The sequence below is a fragment of the Pseudomonas sp. GM80 genome (assembly GCF_000282515.1).
Taxonomy (GTDB): Bacteria; Pseudomonadota; Gammaproteobacteria; order Pseudomonadales; family Pseudomonadaceae; genus Aquipseudomonas.
Map to the genome: position 1 here is coordinate 31,890 of NZ_AKJD01000146.1, position 15,702 is coordinate 47,591.

Here is a 15,702-nt window from a genome sequence, read left to right on the forward strand (position 1 = left end):
CCAGGGGGCGTGCGCAGCAATGAATCGGGTATACTCCCGCTCTTTAAATCGCAGCCCAAGAAACAGGTGAATTTCGTGAGCCAGCCTACGCCAGCCGTGCGTACCTTCCAAGACTTGATCCTCGCGCTCCAGCAATACTGGGCCGAGCAAGGTTGCGTGGTACTTCAGCCCTACGATATGGAAGTAGGCGCCGGCACTTTCCACACCGCGACCTTCCTCCGTGCCATCGGCCCGGAAACCTGGAACGCCGCTTACGTGCAGCCAAGCCGCCGTCCGACTGACGGCCGTTACGGCGAAAACCCGAACCGTCTGCAGCACTACTATCAGTTCCAGGTCGTGCTCAAGCCGAACCCGGACAACTTTCAGGAACTGTACCTGGGCTCCCTCAAGCATGTCGGCCTCGATCCACTGGTTCACGACATCCGCTTCGTCGAAGACAACTGGGAATCGCCGACCCTCGGCGCCTGGGGTCTGGGCTGGGAAGTCTGGCTGAACGGCATGGAAGTGACTCAGTTCACTTACTTCCAGCAGGCGGGCGGCATCGAGTGCTACCCGGTGACCGGCGAGATCACTTACGGTCTCGAGCGTCTGGCCATGTACCTGCAAGGCGTGGATTCGGTCTACGACCTGGTCTGGGCTGACGGCCCGATGGGCAAAGTCACCTACGGCGACGTGTTCCACCAGAACGAAGTGGAGCAGTCCACTTACAACTTCGAACACGCCAACGTCGACAAACTGTTCGAACTGTTCGACTTCTATGAAAGCGAAGCCAAGCGCCTGATCGAACTCGACCAGCCGCTGCCGTTGCCGAGCTACGAAATGGTCCTGAAGGCGTCGCACACCTTCAACCTGCTGGATGCGCGCCGGGCGATCTCGGTGACCGCGCGTCAGCAATACATTCTGCGCGTACGCACCCTGGCGCGTTCCGTTGCGCAAGCCTACCTGCTGGCACGCGCCAAGCTGGGCTTCCCGATGGCGACCCCGGATCTGCGTGACGAAGTACTGGCCAAGCTGGAGGCAGCACAATGAGTGCGCAAGATTTTCTGGTTGAACTGGGCACCGAAGAACTGCCACCGAAAGCCCTGAACACCCTGGCTGACGCGTTCCTCGCCGGTATCGACAAGGGCCTGCAAGCCGCTGGCCTGAGCTACGAGACTAAAACCGTCTACGCCGCGCCGCGTCGTCTGGCTGTGCTGATCACCGCGCTGGCCACCCAGCAACCGGATCGCAGCATCAACCTCGACGGCCCGCCACGTCAGGCGGCGTTCGACGCTGAAGGCAATCCGACTCAGGCAGCGTTGGGTTTCGCCAAGAAATGCGGCGTTGATCTGAGCGAAATCGATCAGAGCGGCCCGAAACTGCGTTACAGCCAGAGCATCGCCGGCAAGCCGACCGCGAGCCTGCTGCCAACCATCGTCGAAGATTCGCTGAACGACCTGCCGATCCCGAAACGCATGCGTTGGGGTGCGCGCAAGGAAGAGTTCGTGCGTCCGACCCAATGGCTGGTGATGCTGCTCGGTGACCAGGTCATCGATTGCACCATCCTCGCGCAGAAGGCTGGCCGTGATTCCCGTGGTCACCGTTTCCATCACCCGGAAAGCGTGCGCATCGGTTCGCCGTCGAGCTACCTCGCCGACCTGCGTGCCGCTTACGTGCTGGCCGACGCCAACGAACGTCGCGAGATCATCAGCAAGCGCACCGAAGAGCTGGCCACCCGTCAGGAAGGCACGGCAATCGTGCCGCCGGCACTGCTCGACGAAGTGACCGCGCTGGTTGAATGGCCGGTGCCGCTGGTGTGCTCGTTCGAGGAACGTTTCCTCGACGTGCCGCAAGAAGCGCTGATCACCACCATGCAGGACAACCAGAAGTACTTCTGCCTGCTGGATGCCGACGGCAAGTTGCTGCCACGTTTCATCACTGTGGCCAACATCGAAAGCAAAGACCCGCAACAGATCATCGCCGGTAACGAGAAAGTGGTTCGCCCACGTCTGACCGACGCCGAGTTTTTCTTCAAGCAAGACAAGAAGCAGAAACTCGAAGCCTTCAACGATCGCCTGAAGAACGTGGTGTTCCAGGAAAAACTCGGCAGCGTCTACGACAAGGCTGAGCGCGTATCGAAACTGGCTGCTTACATCGCCGCTCGCATTGGCGGCAACGCTTCGTGGGCTGCTCGCGCTGGCCTGCTGTCGAAGTGCGACCTGGCCACCGAAATGGTCGGCGAGTTCCCGGAGATGCAAGGTGTCGCCGGTTACTACTACGCCCTCAATGACGGCGAGCCGGAAGACGTCGCGCTGGCGCTGAACGAGCAGTACATGCCACGCGGTGCCGGTGCTGAACTGCCAGCCACCCTGACCGGTGCCGCCGTTGCGATCGCTGACAAGCTCGACACCCTGGTCGGTATCTTCGGTATCGGCATGCTGCCAACCGGCAGCAAAGACCCGTACGCCCTACGCCGTGCGGCACTCGGCGTGCTGCGTATCCTCATCGAGAAGAAACTCGACCTCGACCTCAACGACGCTGTGGCTTTCGCCGTGAATGCGTTCGGTGCCAAGGTCAAGGCTGCCGGCCTCAACGAGTCCGTGCTGGAATTCATCTTCGACCGTCTGCGTGCGCGTTATGAAGACGAAGGCGTTGAAGTCGCTACTTACCTGTCGGTACGTGCCCTGAAGCCGGGTTCGGCGCTGGACTTCGACCAGCGTGTGCAAGCGGTGCAAGCCTTCCGCAAACTGCCGGAAGCGGCTGCGCTGGCGGCGGTGAACAAGCGTGTATCGAACCTGTTGAGCAAACTCGAAGGCGCGGTACCGACCGAAGTCCAAGCCAAGTATTTCGACAACGCCAACGAGTTCTCGCTGTACTCGGCGATCCAGCAAGCGGATCAGGCCGTACAGCCGATGGCTGCGGCGCGTCAGTACAACGAATCGCTGGCACGCCTGGCGGCATTGCGTGAGCCGGTGGATGCGTTCTTCGACGCGGTAATGGTCAATGCCGACGACGCCAATGTGCGGGCCAACCGTTACGCGCTGCTGGCGCGTCTGCGTGGTCTGTTCCTCGGCGTTGCCGACATTTCGCTGCTGGGTTGAGGGATTGCTGTTGAAACTGCTGATTCTCGATCGGGACGGAGTGATCAACTACGACTCCGACGCTTATATCAAGTCAGTGGCGGAGTGGATTCCGTTGCCCGGCTCGATCGAAGCGATTGCGCAGTTGAGCAAGGCCGGCTGGACGGTGGCGGTCGCCACCAACCAGTCGGGCATTGCTCGCGGCTACTACGACCTCGCCACCCTCGATGCCATGCACGCGCGCTTGCGTGAGCTGGTCGCGGAGCAGGGCGGTGAGGTCGGGCTGATCGTGTATTGCCCGCATGGGCCGGACGAAGGCTGCGATTGCCGCAAGCCGAAACCGGGGATGTTGAAAACCATCGCGGCGCATTACGACGTGGAGTTGACGAATGTCTGGTTCGTCGGCGACAGCCTTGGTGACCTGGAGGCGGCCAAAGCCGTCGATTCACAGCCAGTTTTGGTAAAGACCGGAAAAGGCGCAAAGACTCAGGGCAAAACCCTGCCGGTTGGCACTCTGATTTTTGACGATCTGGCGGCGATTGCCGCAGAACTTATCCACAACTAGAGTACTTCTGAAGTTCCTGACCAGGGATTGATCGGGAGTGCGCTTGAACACTCGGGCATTGCCCCGTCACGGTAAACGTCACTATGTCGATACTGCGGGCCATCAGAATTTTTCTCTTTTACCTGCTGCTGGGCACCACTTCCCTGCTGTGGTGCAGTTTGAGTTTTTTCATCGCGCCGTTTCTGCCGTTCAAGGCGCGTTATCGTTTTATCAACGTGTACTGGTGCCGTTGCGCCTTGTGGTTGACCAAGGTGTTTCTCGGTATCCGTTACGAAATCAAAGGCGCGGAAAATGTGCCTGACCGGCCCTGCGTGATTCAATCGAACCACCAGAGCACCTGGGAGACGTTCTTTCTCTCTGCTTATTTCTCGCCGCTGAGCCAAGTGCTTAAACGCGAATTGCTGTACGTGCCGTTTTTCGGCTGGGCAATGGCCATGTTGCGGCCGATCGCGATTGATCGCGACAACCCGAAAGCGGCGCTGAAACAAGTCGCGGCCAAGGGTGATGAGCTGCTGAAGGACAACGTTTGGGTGCTGATCTTTCCGGAAGGCACTCGGGTGCCGTTTGGCACTGTCGGCAAGTTCTCGCGCAGTGGTAGCGCTTTGGCGGTGAATGCGGCGCTTCCGGTGCTGCCGATTGCACACAATGCCGGCAAATTCTGGCCGAAAATCGGCTGGGGCAAGAAGTCCGGCGTGATCACCGTAGTCATCGGTGAACCGATGTACGCCGAAGGTACAGGCCCGCGCGCCATCGCCGAGCTGAACGACCGGGTGCAAGCCTGGAACGAGAAGACTCAACGCGAAATGGGCTCACTGCCACCGGCCCCGCAGGCACCGGCCGCCAATGATCAGATCGCTGTCTGAGATTTTGTGGATAACCTGTGTACGGTTTTGTTGAAAAGGCTTGAATATTGGAATTAAGTGATTGAATTACTTATATATTTCTCAAGATCATAAAACGCTGTAAAACGTGCATAAGTTTTTTTCGGATGTAAAAAAACCGGCTGATATAGCCGGTTTTTTTTGTGCCTGATCACTCGGCGATCAGCGGCAGTTCCAGCAGGAACGTGGTGCCTTGATCGACCACACTCAGGCATTCGATTTTCCCGCCATGGTGATCGATCACTGCTTTGACCATCGACAGCCCCAGGCCCACGCCATCGATGCCCTGAGCCGAGGAAAAACGGCGGTACTGACTGAACAGATCGGGCAATTCATCGGCGGCGATGCCTTTGCCTTGATCGATCAATTCACAGTGCAACCACTCCTCGCGGCAACAGACGCGCAGGGTGATCGAGGTGTCGGCCGGGCTGTACTTGATCGCGTTCTCCAAAAGGTTGAACAGCGCGCGGGTCAGCAAGCCTTGGTCAGCATTGATCAGACGTTCCTGCGATTCCTCATCCATGTCATGCAGGAGGTCGAGGCGTTTCTGCTGGGCGATGGGCAACGCCTGATCCAGCACATCCAGCACCAGCATCGCGAACAGTGTCGGCTGAAATTGGTAAGTTTCAGACTCGGCTCGCGCCAGCAAAACAAAACCGTCAGTCAAATCCAGCGCGCGACGCACCTGACGTTCGATCTGTTCGAACAGCGGTGTATCGGCGCCAGCCTGGTGCCGGTGGACATCGAGCAAGGCAAGGATCGCCGAGTGCGGAGCACGCAGATCGTGCGAGAGGAACCGCAGCAGAACTCCGCGTTGCTCCTCGGCGGCCCGTTCGGCGCTGAGGTCGGTCAGGCTGAGCAGCCAGCCGATCGGGGTGTCGCCGTCCACCGGCAGCAACGCGGCACGCTCCAAGCGCAGGCTGCGCTCCTTGTTGTCGCGGAATTCAAGCAGCGGCAGGGCGGACAGCGTCGGTCGCGCCGCTGTGGATAATTCCGGATAACCCAGGCGCGCCAGCTGATCAAGCACGTCATCCCCCACCAGCGCATGATCAAACAGCGCGCGGGACTTGCGGTTACCCAACAGGATCTGCCCCTTGGGATCAGTAATCAGCGTGGCGACCGGCAAGTACTCCAGGCCATCGGCAATGAACCGCCGCGTATCGCGGGTGCGGCTCATGGCCTGCTCAAGCGCCATGATCTGGCCCTGCAGGCGATCAGCGCCGGTGAATTGCGAGCGACGGCGTTCAGGAAACACTTTAGGTTCGCGATCCAGCCGTGCCAGTTCCCAACCAAAGTAGGTCAGCACCACGCTTAAGCGCCGCCAATTCCAGATCAGATAACCGAACAACATCCCCAGCACCGCCGGTGTCGGCGACCACCAACGGCGCATTTCCGCTAACCCCGCACTGGCCAGCAGCGCGCACGCCATGCCGATCAACGTGATCCAGAGCGCCCAACGCGGACGCCATAACAGCAGGCCAAGACTGCCGGCGACCAAGGCAACCGACAACAGGGCGCCGATGGCGGGAGTCGCATCGTGCAAGTTGATCTGCGCGCGATAAGACAGCAGCGCAGTCAGCGGCAACAGCACTAGACTTATCCACAACCATTCGCGCACCAATTGGCGAAACAGGCGCTGCACCTGACTCGGCTCTCGGCTTTCACGCCGACGATCGTGGTTCATGTGGAAAAAGGGCAGGGCAGTGTGAATGGTTTCATAGGCCACAGGTCTGAGACGTAGACCCGAAGAATCATAGCGGACGTCGACCAACGGCGGGCCGCTTACTTTCACTGCGAGGGCCGAGCGACTATGGTTGTCCGCCAACTGCCCAAGCAACAAGGAATAACCGCGAATGCGCGTTGCGATTCTGGACGACGAACCCGCCGAACTGCGCCGGGTCGAGCAAACCCTGCAGCAAATGGCCGATGCCGGCGAACAGCCGTGGTCACTGCACAGCTTCGAGCGTGGCGAAGACCTGCTGCGCCAACTGCGCCGGGAAACCTTCGACCTGCTGATCCTCGACTGGCAACTGCCCGACCTCACCGGCCTGGCCCTGCTGCGCTGGACCCGCGAACACATGGAAGCGCCACCAGCGGCGATCATGCTCACCAGCCGCGATGGCGAAAACGATATCGTCCAGGCGTTGAATGCGGGGGCGGATGATTATGTGAGCAAGCCGTTTCGGCCGAATGAACTGAAGGCGCGGGTGGCTGCGGTATTGCGGCGGCACAGCCAGCAACGTGCGGCGGCGACAGAAGTGCTGAGCTTTAATGATCTGACGTTTGATGACGCTGAATTGACCGTTACCCGCGAGGGAAAGCCGATTGTCATGACCGAGCGCGAGTATCGGCTGGCGCGGTGTCTGTTCAGCAATCTGGGGCGGCCGCTGTCGCGGGATTATCTGTATGAGCGGTTTTGGCCGCATGAGGAGATGGCTTCGTCGCGGCCGCTGGATACGCATATCTATCGGCTGCGGAACAAGCTCGGGCTGACGGCGGATCGGGGTTGGCAGTTGCTGACGATTTATGGGTATGGGTATCGGTTGGAGAGTGTGGCGTCGAACTCGCAGTAATGGTTCTGGCCGTTTCACTCTTCTTCGGCGCGACCCTTCAATTTTTTGATCGCAGATTCCAACTGCTTGATGCTGGTAGCCGGCATTGGAAGATCCTCTGGCATGGTGCCGCCAAGTTCGGAAATGGTTTCTCTGACTTTTCGACCAACCTGCAAGTGAACTTCGTTAGCTTGTTGCTTGCCCTGAACATTGTCGCGACGCAATTTATCTTCAGCCTGAGTCGCTCGAAATAAATTAGCGGCCAGTTCAGTCGAGCCCATGTGATCAAGAATTTTTTGGCTTTTTTTGAGGCCTTTGCGCTGGTGGATCGCTTTCTGATCAAGTCCTCCGTAGAGCCCTTGATATCCATGATTCTGGAAAACGGCGAAATCCAATTCTGTCTCAACGCCTGCCTGCTGTGCCGTTTCAACCAGAAGCTTGTTGTGCTCGCGCAACTCATTGCGCAGCAGCAAACGCTTCTGATCGTCCCTTAGACTTTGAAATTCGGCATCGTCTGTCAGCTCCTGACGTCGGGTCTGAATCGCAAAGTAGGTTTGCCCTGCGGCGATGACGGGCTTGGATGGATCTCCGTTCTGGACAACTAAATAGCAGGCATAGCGGGAGAGGTGAAAATCCTTCAGTTCTCGCAGAGAACCAGACCCCAAGGAGACCATTTTGCTGGCTTCAACAAAATGGTCGGATACCGAATGATCACCGTGTTCACAAGCTTGTATAGCCTTGGCGATAACGTTCTCGAAGTTACGCCACGTTCTGTATTCCAGCAGCGGAGCAAGGTCTCGGGCAGACCAGTACTCCACTCCACCGTCGGTTCGGTACTTGAGGCCTTCAAACGTCTGATGCTGTTCGCTCAACGGTAAATCCTCTACTGGATGAATAAGTCGAAAGTAGCCAGACAGAGCGTTGCACTGACGCGAGGAGTTATCAATCCGGAAAACATGTACATACAAATCATGACGCAGACTTGTATGTATGGAGGGATGCTTGAAAACGTAAAAACCCCGATGAGCCAAAACTCACCGGGGTTTATTTTTTACTTCAAGCCCGAACAGAATTCGTTAGAAATCCAGGTTCGAAACCGCCAACGCATTGCTCTCGATGAAGTCACGACGAGGTTCGACCGCATCACCCATCAGGGTGTTGAAGATCTGGTCTGCGCCAATGGCGTCTTCGATGGTGACTTTCAGCATGCGGCGCACGCTTGGGTCCATGGTGGTTTCCCACAGCTGATCCGGGTTCATTTCGCCCAGACCTTTGTATCGCTGAATGGTGTGGCGCTTGGTGCTTTCAGCCATCAGCCAGTCCAGTGCTTCCTTGAACTCGGTGACTGCTTTCTTGCGTTCGCCACGCTGGATGTACGCGCCTTCGTCGAGCAGGGTGCTCAACTGAGCACCGAGGGTGACGACGGTTTTGTAGTCGTTGCTGCCGAAGAAATCGCGGTTGAAGGTGACGTAGTTCGACAGGCCGTGGGAGATCAGTTCGACCTCTGGCAGCCACACGCCACGTTCGCGGTCTTCACGCAGACTGGCCTTGTAGACCAGACCGGACTTCTCGACGGTGCGCAGACGCGCTTCGTACTGGGCCAGCCACTCTTGCATCGCTGCGTGGTCGCCGAGCTTTTCCAGGCTCACGGCCGGCAGGTAGATGAAGTGCTCGGTCAGTTCCTGCGGGTACAGGCGCGACAGACGCTTGAGCGTCTTCATCACCATGCGGAAGTCGTTCACCAGACGCTCAAGCGCTTCACCGGAAATGCCCGGGGCTTCTTCGTTCAGGTGCAGGCTCGCATCTTCCAGGGCCGACTGCGTCATGTACTCTTCCATGGCGTCGTCGTCTTTGATGTATTGCTCTTGCTTGCCTTTCTTGACCTTGTACAGCGGCGGCTGAGCGATGTAGATGTAGCCACGCTCGATCAGCTCCGGCAACTGACGGAAGAAGAAGGTCAGCAGCAGGGTACGGATGTGCGAACCGTCGACGTCAGCATCGGTCATGATGATGATGTTGTGATAGCGCAGCTTGTCGATGTTGTACTCGTCGCGACCGATACCGCAGCCCAACGCAGTGATCAAGGTGCCCACTTCCTGAGAAGAGATCATCTTGTCGAAACGGGCTTTCTCGACGTTGAGGATCTTGCCCTTCAACGGCAGGATCGCCTGGGTTTTGCGGTTACGTCCCTGCTTGGCAGAGCCGCCCGCGGAGTCACCTTCCACGAGGTACAGTTCGGACAGCGCCGGGTCTTTTTCCTGGCAGTCAGCGAGCTTGCCTGGCAGACCGGCGATGTCCAGCGCGCCTTTGCGGCGGGTCATCTCACGGGCTTTACGCGCGGCTTCACGGGCACGGGCAGCGTCGATCATCTTGCCGACGACCAGCTTGGCTTCGTTCGGGTTTTCCAGGAGGAAGTCGGAGAAGTACTTGCCCATTTCCTGTTCGACCGCGGTCTTCACTTCGGAAGAGACCAGCTTGTCTTTGGTCTGCGAGCTGAACTTCGGATCCGGTACTTTCACCGAAATGATCGCGGTCAGGCCTTCGCGCGCATCGTCACCGGTGGTGGCGACTTTGTGCTTCTTCGCCAGGCCTTCGGCTTCGATGTAGGTGTTCAGGTTACGCGTCAGTGCCGAACGGAAGCCCACCAGGTGAGTGCCGCCGTCGCGCTGTGGAATGTTGTTGGTGAAGCACAACAGGTTCTCGTTGAAGCTGTCATTCCACTGCAGGGCGATTTCCACGCCGATGCCGTCTTCACGCTGAATGTTGAAGTGGAACACCTGATTGACCGCAGTCTTGTTGGTGTTCAGGTATTCAACGAACGCACGCAGGCCGCCTTCGTACTTGAACAGCTCTTCCTTGCCGCTGCGCTCATCCTTGAGGACGATGCCGACACCGGAGTTGAGGAAGGACAGCTCACGAATACGCTTGGCCAGGATGTCCCAGCTGAAGTGGATATTCTTGAAGGTGTCAGCCGATGGCTTGAAGTGAATCTGGGTGCCGGTGGTTTCGCTGTCGCCAACGATGGCCATCGGTGCCTGAGGCACGCCGTGGACGTAGGTCTGTTCCCAGATCTTGCCGCTGCGGCGAACGGTCAGAACCAGTTCTTCGGACAGCGCGTTCACTACCGAAACACCTACACCGTGCAGACCGCCGGAAACTTTGTAGGAGTTGTCGTCGAACTTACCGCCAGCGTGGAGGACGGTCATGATGACCTCGGCGGCGGAAACGCCTTCCTCTTTGTGCACGTCGACCGGGATGCCACGACCGTTGTCTTTAACGGTGATGGACTCATCCGGGTGGATGATGATGCTGATATCGTCGCAGTGGCCAGCGAGGGCTTCGTCGATCGAGTTGTCGACCACTTCGAACACCATGTGGTGCAGACCGCTGCCATCGTCGGTGTCACCAATGTACATACCGGGACGTTTGCGTACGGCATCCAGGCCTTTCAGCACTTTAATGCTCGTTGAGTCGTACGTATTTTCTTCGCTCAATGCCTTCACTCCCGATGGTCGTGGGTCTGGGTGATACGGCCCTGTTCCACGTGGAACAAAGCGACTGGCGTTTCCGTCTGCCAGCCTTCCCTCAATAATTCGTGATCTACACAGGTGATAAACACCTGGCAGCGTAAGTCTTCCAGCAAGCGGCACAGCGCGCGACGGTGGCTCTCGTCCAGCTCGGACGGCAAGTCATCCACCAGATAAATACACTGACCGCGGCGGGCCTGGCTGACCAGATGGCCTTGGGCAATCCGCAGTGCACAGACCACCAACTTCTGCTGACCCCGGGACAAAATGTCCGCGGCGTTGTGTGCGCCCAATCTAAGACGCAAATCAGCCCGTTGCGGTCCGGCCTGGGTATGACCCATTTGCTGATCCCGTTGCAGGGACCCAGCCAGTACGGCGCTCAATTCCCGGTCTTTGTCCCAGCCTCGGTAATAGCTGAGCGTCAAACCTTCGAGCTCAACCAGTTCGCTCAAGGTTTGTTCAAAGACTGGTTTCAAGGCTTTGATGTAAGCGCGGCGGTATTCATCGATTTCAGCGCTGGCCTGGCACAGTTCCCTGTCCCAAACCGCTTGCGAAACGGCGTCAAGTGTACCATGCCGCAGCCAGGAGTTTCTCTGGCGCAAGGCCTTCTGCAAACGCTGCCAGGTAGCCATGAACCGTGGCTCAACGTGGAACACGCCCCAGTCGAGAAACTGCCGGCGAATCTTCGGTGCACCTTCGAGCAGGCGGAAGCTGTCCGGGTTGATCAACTGCAGTGGCAGGATCTCCGCCAGTTGCGCAGCGCTGCGGGCGTTCTGCCCGTCGATGCGGATCTGGAACTCGCCTTGACGATCGCGCGAGATTCCCAACGCACTGTGGCCACCCTCGGCCAATTCAACCTGACCGAACACGGTACAGGCGAGCTGTTCGTACTGGATGACCGGCAACAGACGCGTGCTACGAAACGAACGGGCAAGCCCCAGCAGATGAATGGCTTCCAGAACACTGGTTTTGCCGCTGCCGTTGGCGCCGTAAAGAATGTTGATGCGGGGGGAGGGGGAGAAGGTCACCGGGTGCAGATTGCGCACCGCGGTGACCGAAACACGACTTAAGGACATCCAGGGTCAGCTGATTACAGACGCATCGGCATGACAACGTAAGCCGAATCGTCGTTGTCAGACTCTTGCACCAGCGCACTGCTGTTGGAGTCGGACAGGATCAGACGAACCTGCTCGGTGGTCATCACGCCCAGCACGTCGAGCAGATAGCTCACGTTGAAACCGATTTCCAGCGAGCCGCCGTTGTATTCAACGCCCACTTCTTCTTCCGCTTCTTCCTGCTCCGGGTTGTTGGCCTGGATTTTCAACTGACCGTTGGCCAATTGCAGACGGATACCACGGTACTTCTCGTTGGACAGAATCGCGGTACGGCTGAACGCTTCACGCAGCGCCTGACGATCGCCCAATACCAGCTTGTCGCCGCCCTTCGGCAGAACGCGCTCGTAATCCGGGAACTTGCCGTCGACCAGTTTCGAGGTGAAGGTGAATTCGCCGGTAGTGGCGCGGATGTGGTGCTGGCCGAGAACGATGGCAACCGTGCCCTCCGGCTCAGTCAGCAGGCGCGCCAATTCCAGAATACCTTTACGCGGAACAATGACCTGATGACGATCAGGGTGGTCGATCGCGGCTTTCATGCTGCACATGGCCAAGCGGTGACCATCGGTGGCAACGGCACGCATCAGCCCACTCGACACTTCCAGCAACATGCCGTTGAGGTAGTAACGAACATCCTGCTGGGCCATGGCGAAGCTGGTGCGCTCGATCAGGCGACGCAGTTTGCTTTGCTCAAGGCTGCAAGTCAGCGAGCCCGGACCTTCTTCAACGGTCGGGAAATCGTTGGCGGGCAACGTCGACAGGGTGAAACGGCTACGGCCAGCCTTCACCACCAGCTTCTGCTCGTCGACCTTGATGTCGATCAGGGCATCGTTGGGCAGGCTTTTGCAGATGTCCATCAGCTTGCGCGCAGGCACGGTGATGGAACCTGTTTCCGCAGGCTCTTCAAGTTGCACACGACCGACCAGTTCGACTTCGAGGTCGGTACCGGTCAGCGACAGCTGCTGGCCTTCGACTACCAACAGCACGTTGGACAGTACCGGCAAGGTCTGTCGACGCTCGACGACGCCTGCGACCAGTTGCAGGGGTTTCAACAGGGCTTCGCGTTGAATGGTGAAATGCATGGTCTAGTCCCTTGCCTTAATAAGCTGCGCTGGTGTTCATCAAGTGGTCAGTGTACGCAGCAGGTTCTTGTAGTCCTCGCGGATGTCCGCGTCGGATTCCTTAAGTTCGTTGATCTTGCGGCAGGCGTGCAGCACGGTGGTGTGGTCGCGGCCGCCAAACACGTCGCCGATTTCCGGCAAGCTGTGGTTGGTCAGTTCCTTGGACAACGCCATGGCCACCTGACGCGGGCGCGCTACCGAGCGCGAACGGCGCTTGGACAGCAAGTCCGAGATCTTGATCTTGTAGTACTCGGCGACGGTGCGCTGAATGTTATCCACAGAGACCAGTTTGTCTTGCAGCGCCAACAGGTCTTTCAGGGATTCGCGAATCAACTCGATGGTGATGTCGCGGCCCATGAAGTGCGAGTGGGCGATCACGCGTTTCAGCGCGCCTTCCAGCTCTCGGACGTTGGAGCGAATGCGTTGGGCAATGAAGAACGCGGCGTCGTGCGGCAAGTCGACTTTGGCCTGGTCGGCCTTCTTCATCAAGATCGCGACGCGGGTTTCCAGTTCCGGCGGCTCGACGGCAACGGTCAGGCCCCAGCCGAAGCGGGATTTGAGACGTTCTTCAAGGCCTTCGATTTCTTTCGGGTAGCGGTCACTGGTGAGAATGACCTGCTGGCCACCTTCAAGCAGGGCGTTGAAGGTGTGGAAAAACTCTTCTTGCGAGCGCTCTTTGCGGGCGAAGAACTGAATGTCATCGATCAACAGAGCATCCACCGAACGGTAGAAACGCTTGAACTCGTTGATCGCGTTCAGTTGCAGCGCCTTGACCATGTCGGCCACGAAACGCTCGGAATGCAGGTACACGACCTTGGCATTCGGGTTCTTCTTTAATAGGTGGTTACCCACAGCGTGCATCAAGTGGGTTTTACCCAGGCCAACGCCACCATAAAGGAACAGTGGGTTGTAGCCGTGCTTTGGGTTATCCGCCACTTGCCAGGCCGCCGCACGGGCGAGCTGGTTGGACTTACCTTCGACAAAGTTCTCGAAAGTGAAGGTGCGGTTCAGGTAGCTGGTGTGTTTGAGCGCACCTTCGACCTGCACGGTGCGCTGTTCGGCGCGAACCGGCGCCTGTTGCGAAGCCGCGCCGGACATTGGGTCGAAACTGTCGCGAGACGGTTCGTCGCTGACCTCGGGGCTTTTCTGCGTCGAGCGCTTGGCCGCCGGTGCTGGCGCTTGCGTAGGTGCCGGCGCGCTCACAGGTGCGGCATTTGCCTGGGCCTGGGAAACCTGCGCGGCCGCCAGCGGCGCGTTCGGTGCGGCACGCGGAGCGGAACTGCGTTTGCTGCCTATTAATAAGGAAAGCGCGGGCGCCATGCCGTTGCCATGCTCATCCAGCAGTTCAATGACGCGGCCCAGATACTTTTCGTTGACCCAGTCCAGCACAAAACGGTTCGGTGCGTAGACGCGCAACTCGTCGCCTTCGGCTTCGACCTGTAGTGGACGGATCCAGGTGTTGAATTGTTGGGCAGGCAGCTCCTCGCGCAAAAGCTCCACGCACTGCTGCCAAAGTTCCACTGACACGGATATCCCCTAAGTTGAAAGCCGGTGAGGCAAAAACAAGCGGCCATTGTAGCGGCGAGCCGCCCACTTATCCACATGCAGGTTGCGCGGTGACCATGATTTATCAATGCGTTAACCGATGAGAAAGCGACCAACGGTGTGTGAATAAGCTCTGTGGATAACCGCCTCTAAGGGCACTGGACAACTGGGGGTTGAACTCGGTGGATAACCTGCCTGTGGATAACAGGCCATTCCACACACAGGTTATCCGACAGCGCAGCACAGGCTGAACACGGTTTTCCACTGTAGTTGTCATTCGCTGTACATCAGGTGAAACAAGGCTTGATGGCAGTTATCCACAGAGGATGGCGTGCCTAGCTTTTATAAGCTTTACAGAAAAGCTTTAAATAATTCCCTTCTTTATTTTTATGTATGGCGAGCGGGTGATCAGGCAAAGAACACCTCGAGATCTATTTATAAGGAAACGCTGGTTGGAAATTGACCTGAGGGCTTGCTTTCTCTAGAATCCCCGGTCTCTTAAAACGGGGGCCATTCCGGCCCGTTGTGGACGAACCAGGTAACACGACAATGAAACGTACTTTCCAACCAAGCACTATCAAACGCGCCCGTACCCACGGCTTCCGTGCTCGCATGGCTACCAAGAACGGCCGTGCTGTCCTGTCGCGTCGCCGCGCCAAAGGTCGTGCGCGTCTGGCAGTTTGATAATCCGGTACTGGAGGTGAGTCAGGACTTCAGTCGGGAAAAGCGTTTGCTTACCCCCCGGCATTTCAAGGCAGTCTTTGACTCCCCTACCGGCAAGGTTCCGGGGAAAAATCTCCTGCTCCTTGCACGCAACAACGATCTTGATCACCCCCGTCTCGGGCTGGTTATCGGGAAAAAGAGCGTAAAGCTCTCCGTTGAGCGCAATCGCCTCAAACGTTTGATGCGCGAATCGTTCCGTCTGCACCAGGATTCACTGGTCGGCTGGGACATCGTTATCGTCGCGCGCAAAGGTCTGGGCGATGTAGAAAACCCCGAATTGATTCAGCATTTCGGCAAGCTCTGGAAGCGTCTGGCACGCAGCAAGCCAGTTCCAGAAGTCAAAACCGAAACTGTAGGGGTAGACAGTACCGATGCGTAAACTGGCCCTCGTTCCGATCCAGTTTTATCGCTATGCCATTAGTCCTTTGATGGCCAGCCACTGTCGTTTCTACCCCAGTTGTTCCTGCTACGCGTATGAAGCCATCGAAAATCATGGCCTTCTGCGCGGTGGCTGGCTGACCTTTCGTCGTTTAGGTCGCTGTCATCCGTGGAATCCCGGTGGTTATGACCCGGTTCCACCTATCCCTACCTCCCGTTCTTCTTCGATGGCCGAGTAA

14 protein-coding genes are annotated in these 15,702 nt (G+C 58.0%); 8 read left to right on the plus strand and 6 right to left on the minus strand.

Features of this window, described 5'->3' with window-relative positions:
• Window positions 1-75: 75 nt before the first annotated feature.
• From glyQ to PMI37_RS20200, 4 genes are all read left to right on the plus strand, one after another.
• Window positions 76-1,029 carry a glycine--tRNA ligase subunit alpha gene (glyQ, locus tag PMI37_RS20185; RefSeq protein ID WP_025112261.1) on the plus strand — a complete coding sequence of 318 codons (954 nt, stop codon included), beginning with the start codon at window positions 76-78 and terminating at the stop codon, window positions 1,027-1,029.
• The gene (glyS, locus tag PMI37_RS20190) at window positions 1,026-3,080 is read left to right on the plus strand and encodes a glycine--tRNA ligase subunit beta (RefSeq protein WP_008084361.1); all 2,055 of its coding nucleotides are present in this window, start codon (window positions 1,026-1,028) and stop codon (window positions 3,078-3,080) included. The genes glyQ and glyS overlap by 4 nt, the downstream gene beginning before the upstream one ends.
• 4 nt (window positions 3,081-3,084) lie before the next feature.
• The gene (gmhB, locus tag PMI37_RS20195) at window positions 3,085-3,624 is read left to right on the plus strand and encodes a D-glycero-beta-D-manno-heptose 1,7-bisphosphate 7-phosphatase (RefSeq protein WP_174245032.1); all 540 of its coding nucleotides are present in this window, start codon (window positions 3,085-3,087) and stop codon (window positions 3,622-3,624) included.
• A gap of 83 nt (window positions 3,625-3,707) precedes the next feature.
• Window positions 3,708-4,487: a lysophospholipid acyltransferase family protein gene (locus PMI37_RS20200; RefSeq protein ID WP_008084363.1), complete on the plus strand. Its 780-nt coding sequence runs from the start codon at window positions 3,708-3,710 to the stop codon at window positions 4,485-4,487.
• Between the two features lie 169 nt (window positions 4,488-4,656).
• Here the strand turns inward: PMI37_RS20200 and PMI37_RS20205 are convergent, their stop codons facing one another.
• The gene (locus PMI37_RS20205) at window positions 4,657-6,189 is read right to left on the minus strand and encodes a sensor histidine kinase (RefSeq protein WP_045123213.1); all 1,533 of its coding nucleotides are present in this window, start codon (window positions 6,187-6,189) and stop codon (window positions 4,657-4,659) included.
• Between the two features lie 169 nt (window positions 6,190-6,358).
• On the opposite strand from PMI37_RS20205, the gene PMI37_RS20210 reads away from it, so the two are divergent.
• Complete coding sequence (locus tag PMI37_RS20210) at window positions 6,359-7,078, plus strand: response regulator transcription factor (RefSeq protein ID WP_008084379.1); 720 nt, start codon at window positions 6,359-6,361, stop codon at window positions 7,076-7,078.
• Window positions 7,079-7,092: 14 nt separating this feature from the next.
• On the opposite strand, the gene dinD is transcribed toward PMI37_RS20210, so the two are convergent.
• From dinD to dnaA, 5 genes are all read right to left on the minus strand, one after another.
• The gene (dinD, locus tag PMI37_RS20215) at window positions 7,093-7,929 is read right to left on the minus strand and encodes a DNA damage-inducible protein D (RefSeq protein WP_008084381.1); all 837 of its coding nucleotides are present in this window, start codon (window positions 7,927-7,929) and stop codon (window positions 7,093-7,095) included.
• Window positions 7,930-8,133: 204 nt separating this feature from the next.
• Window positions 8,134-10,551, minus strand: a complete 2,418-nt coding sequence (gyrB, locus tag PMI37_RS20220; RefSeq protein ID WP_008084382.1) for a DNA topoisomerase (ATP-hydrolyzing) subunit B — start codon at window positions 10,549-10,551, stop codon at window positions 8,134-8,136.
• A gap of 5 nt (window positions 10,552-10,556) precedes the next feature.
• Window positions 10,557-11,660, minus strand: coding sequence for a DNA replication/repair protein RecF (gene recF, locus PMI37_RS20225; RefSeq protein ID WP_007911886.1), 1,104 nt, complete (start codon window positions 11,658-11,660; stop codon window positions 10,557-10,559).
• Between the two features lie 14 nt (window positions 11,661-11,674).
• Window positions 11,675-12,778 (minus strand): DNA polymerase III subunit beta, encoded by a 1,104-nt coding sequence (gene dnaN, locus PMI37_RS20230; RefSeq protein ID WP_008084384.1) that lies wholly within the window; start codon window positions 12,776-12,778, stop codon window positions 11,675-11,677.
• Window positions 12,779-12,817: 39 nt separating this feature from the next.
• On the minus strand, window positions 12,818-14,344 hold the full coding sequence (gene dnaA / locus PMI37_RS20235; RefSeq protein ID WP_008084386.1) for a chromosomal replication initiator protein DnaA: 1,527 nt from the start codon (window positions 14,342-14,344) through the stop codon (window positions 12,818-12,820).
• 567 nt (window positions 14,345-14,911) lie between these two features.
• Here dnaA and rpmH point away from each other — a divergent pair.
• From rpmH to yidD, 3 genes are read left to right on the plus strand one after another with little or no spacing between them, the layout of a single operon-like run.
• Complete coding sequence (rpmH, locus tag PMI37_RS31395; protein WP_003213577.1) at window positions 14,912-15,046, plus strand: 50S ribosomal protein L34; 135 nt, start codon at window positions 14,912-14,914, stop codon at window positions 15,044-15,046.
• A gap of 16 nt (window positions 15,047-15,062) precedes the next feature.
• The gene (gene rnpA / locus PMI37_RS20240; RefSeq protein WP_016984072.1) at window positions 15,063-15,464 is read left to right on the plus strand and encodes a ribonuclease P protein component; all 402 of its coding nucleotides are present in this window, start codon (window positions 15,063-15,065) and stop codon (window positions 15,462-15,464) included.
• On the plus strand, window positions 15,457-15,702 hold the full coding sequence (gene yidD / locus PMI37_RS31400) for a membrane protein insertion efficiency factor YidD (protein ID WP_010465488.1): 246 nt from the start codon (window positions 15,457-15,459) through the stop codon (window positions 15,700-15,702). The genes rnpA and yidD overlap by 8 nt, the downstream gene beginning before the upstream one ends.

Excerpts from the sequence above, each read along its gene's own strand:
- PMI37_RS20210 (WP_008084379.1), top strand. The coding sequence starts at position 6,359 with ATGCGCGTTGCGATTCTGGACGACGAACCCGCCGAACTGCGCCGGGTC.
- dnaN (WP_008084384.1), bottom strand. The coding sequence starts at position 12,778 with ATGCATTTCACCATTCAACGCGAAGCCCTGTTGAAACCCCTGCAACTG.
- PMI37_RS20200 (WP_008084363.1), top strand. The coding sequence starts at position 3,708 with ATGTCGATACTGCGGGCCATCAGAATTTTTCTCTTTTACCTGCTGCTG.
- rpmH (WP_003213577.1), top strand. The coding sequence starts at position 14,912 with ATGAAACGTACTTTCCAACCAAGCACTATCAAACGCGCCCGTACCCAC.
- glyS (WP_008084361.1), top strand. The coding sequence starts at position 1,026 with ATGAGTGCGCAAGATTTTCTGGTTGAACTGGGCACCGAAGAACTGCCA.
- yidD (WP_010465488.1), top strand. The coding sequence starts at position 15,457 with ATGCGTAAACTGGCCCTCGTTCCGATCCAGTTTTATCGCTATGCCATT.
- PMI37_RS20205 (WP_045123213.1), bottom strand. The coding sequence starts at position 6,189 with ATGAACCACGATCGTCGGCGTGAAAGCCGAGAGCCGAGTCAGGTGCAG.
- recF (WP_007911886.1), bottom strand. The coding sequence starts at position 11,660 with ATGTCCTTAAGTCGTGTTTCGGTCACCGCGGTGCGCAATCTGCACCCG.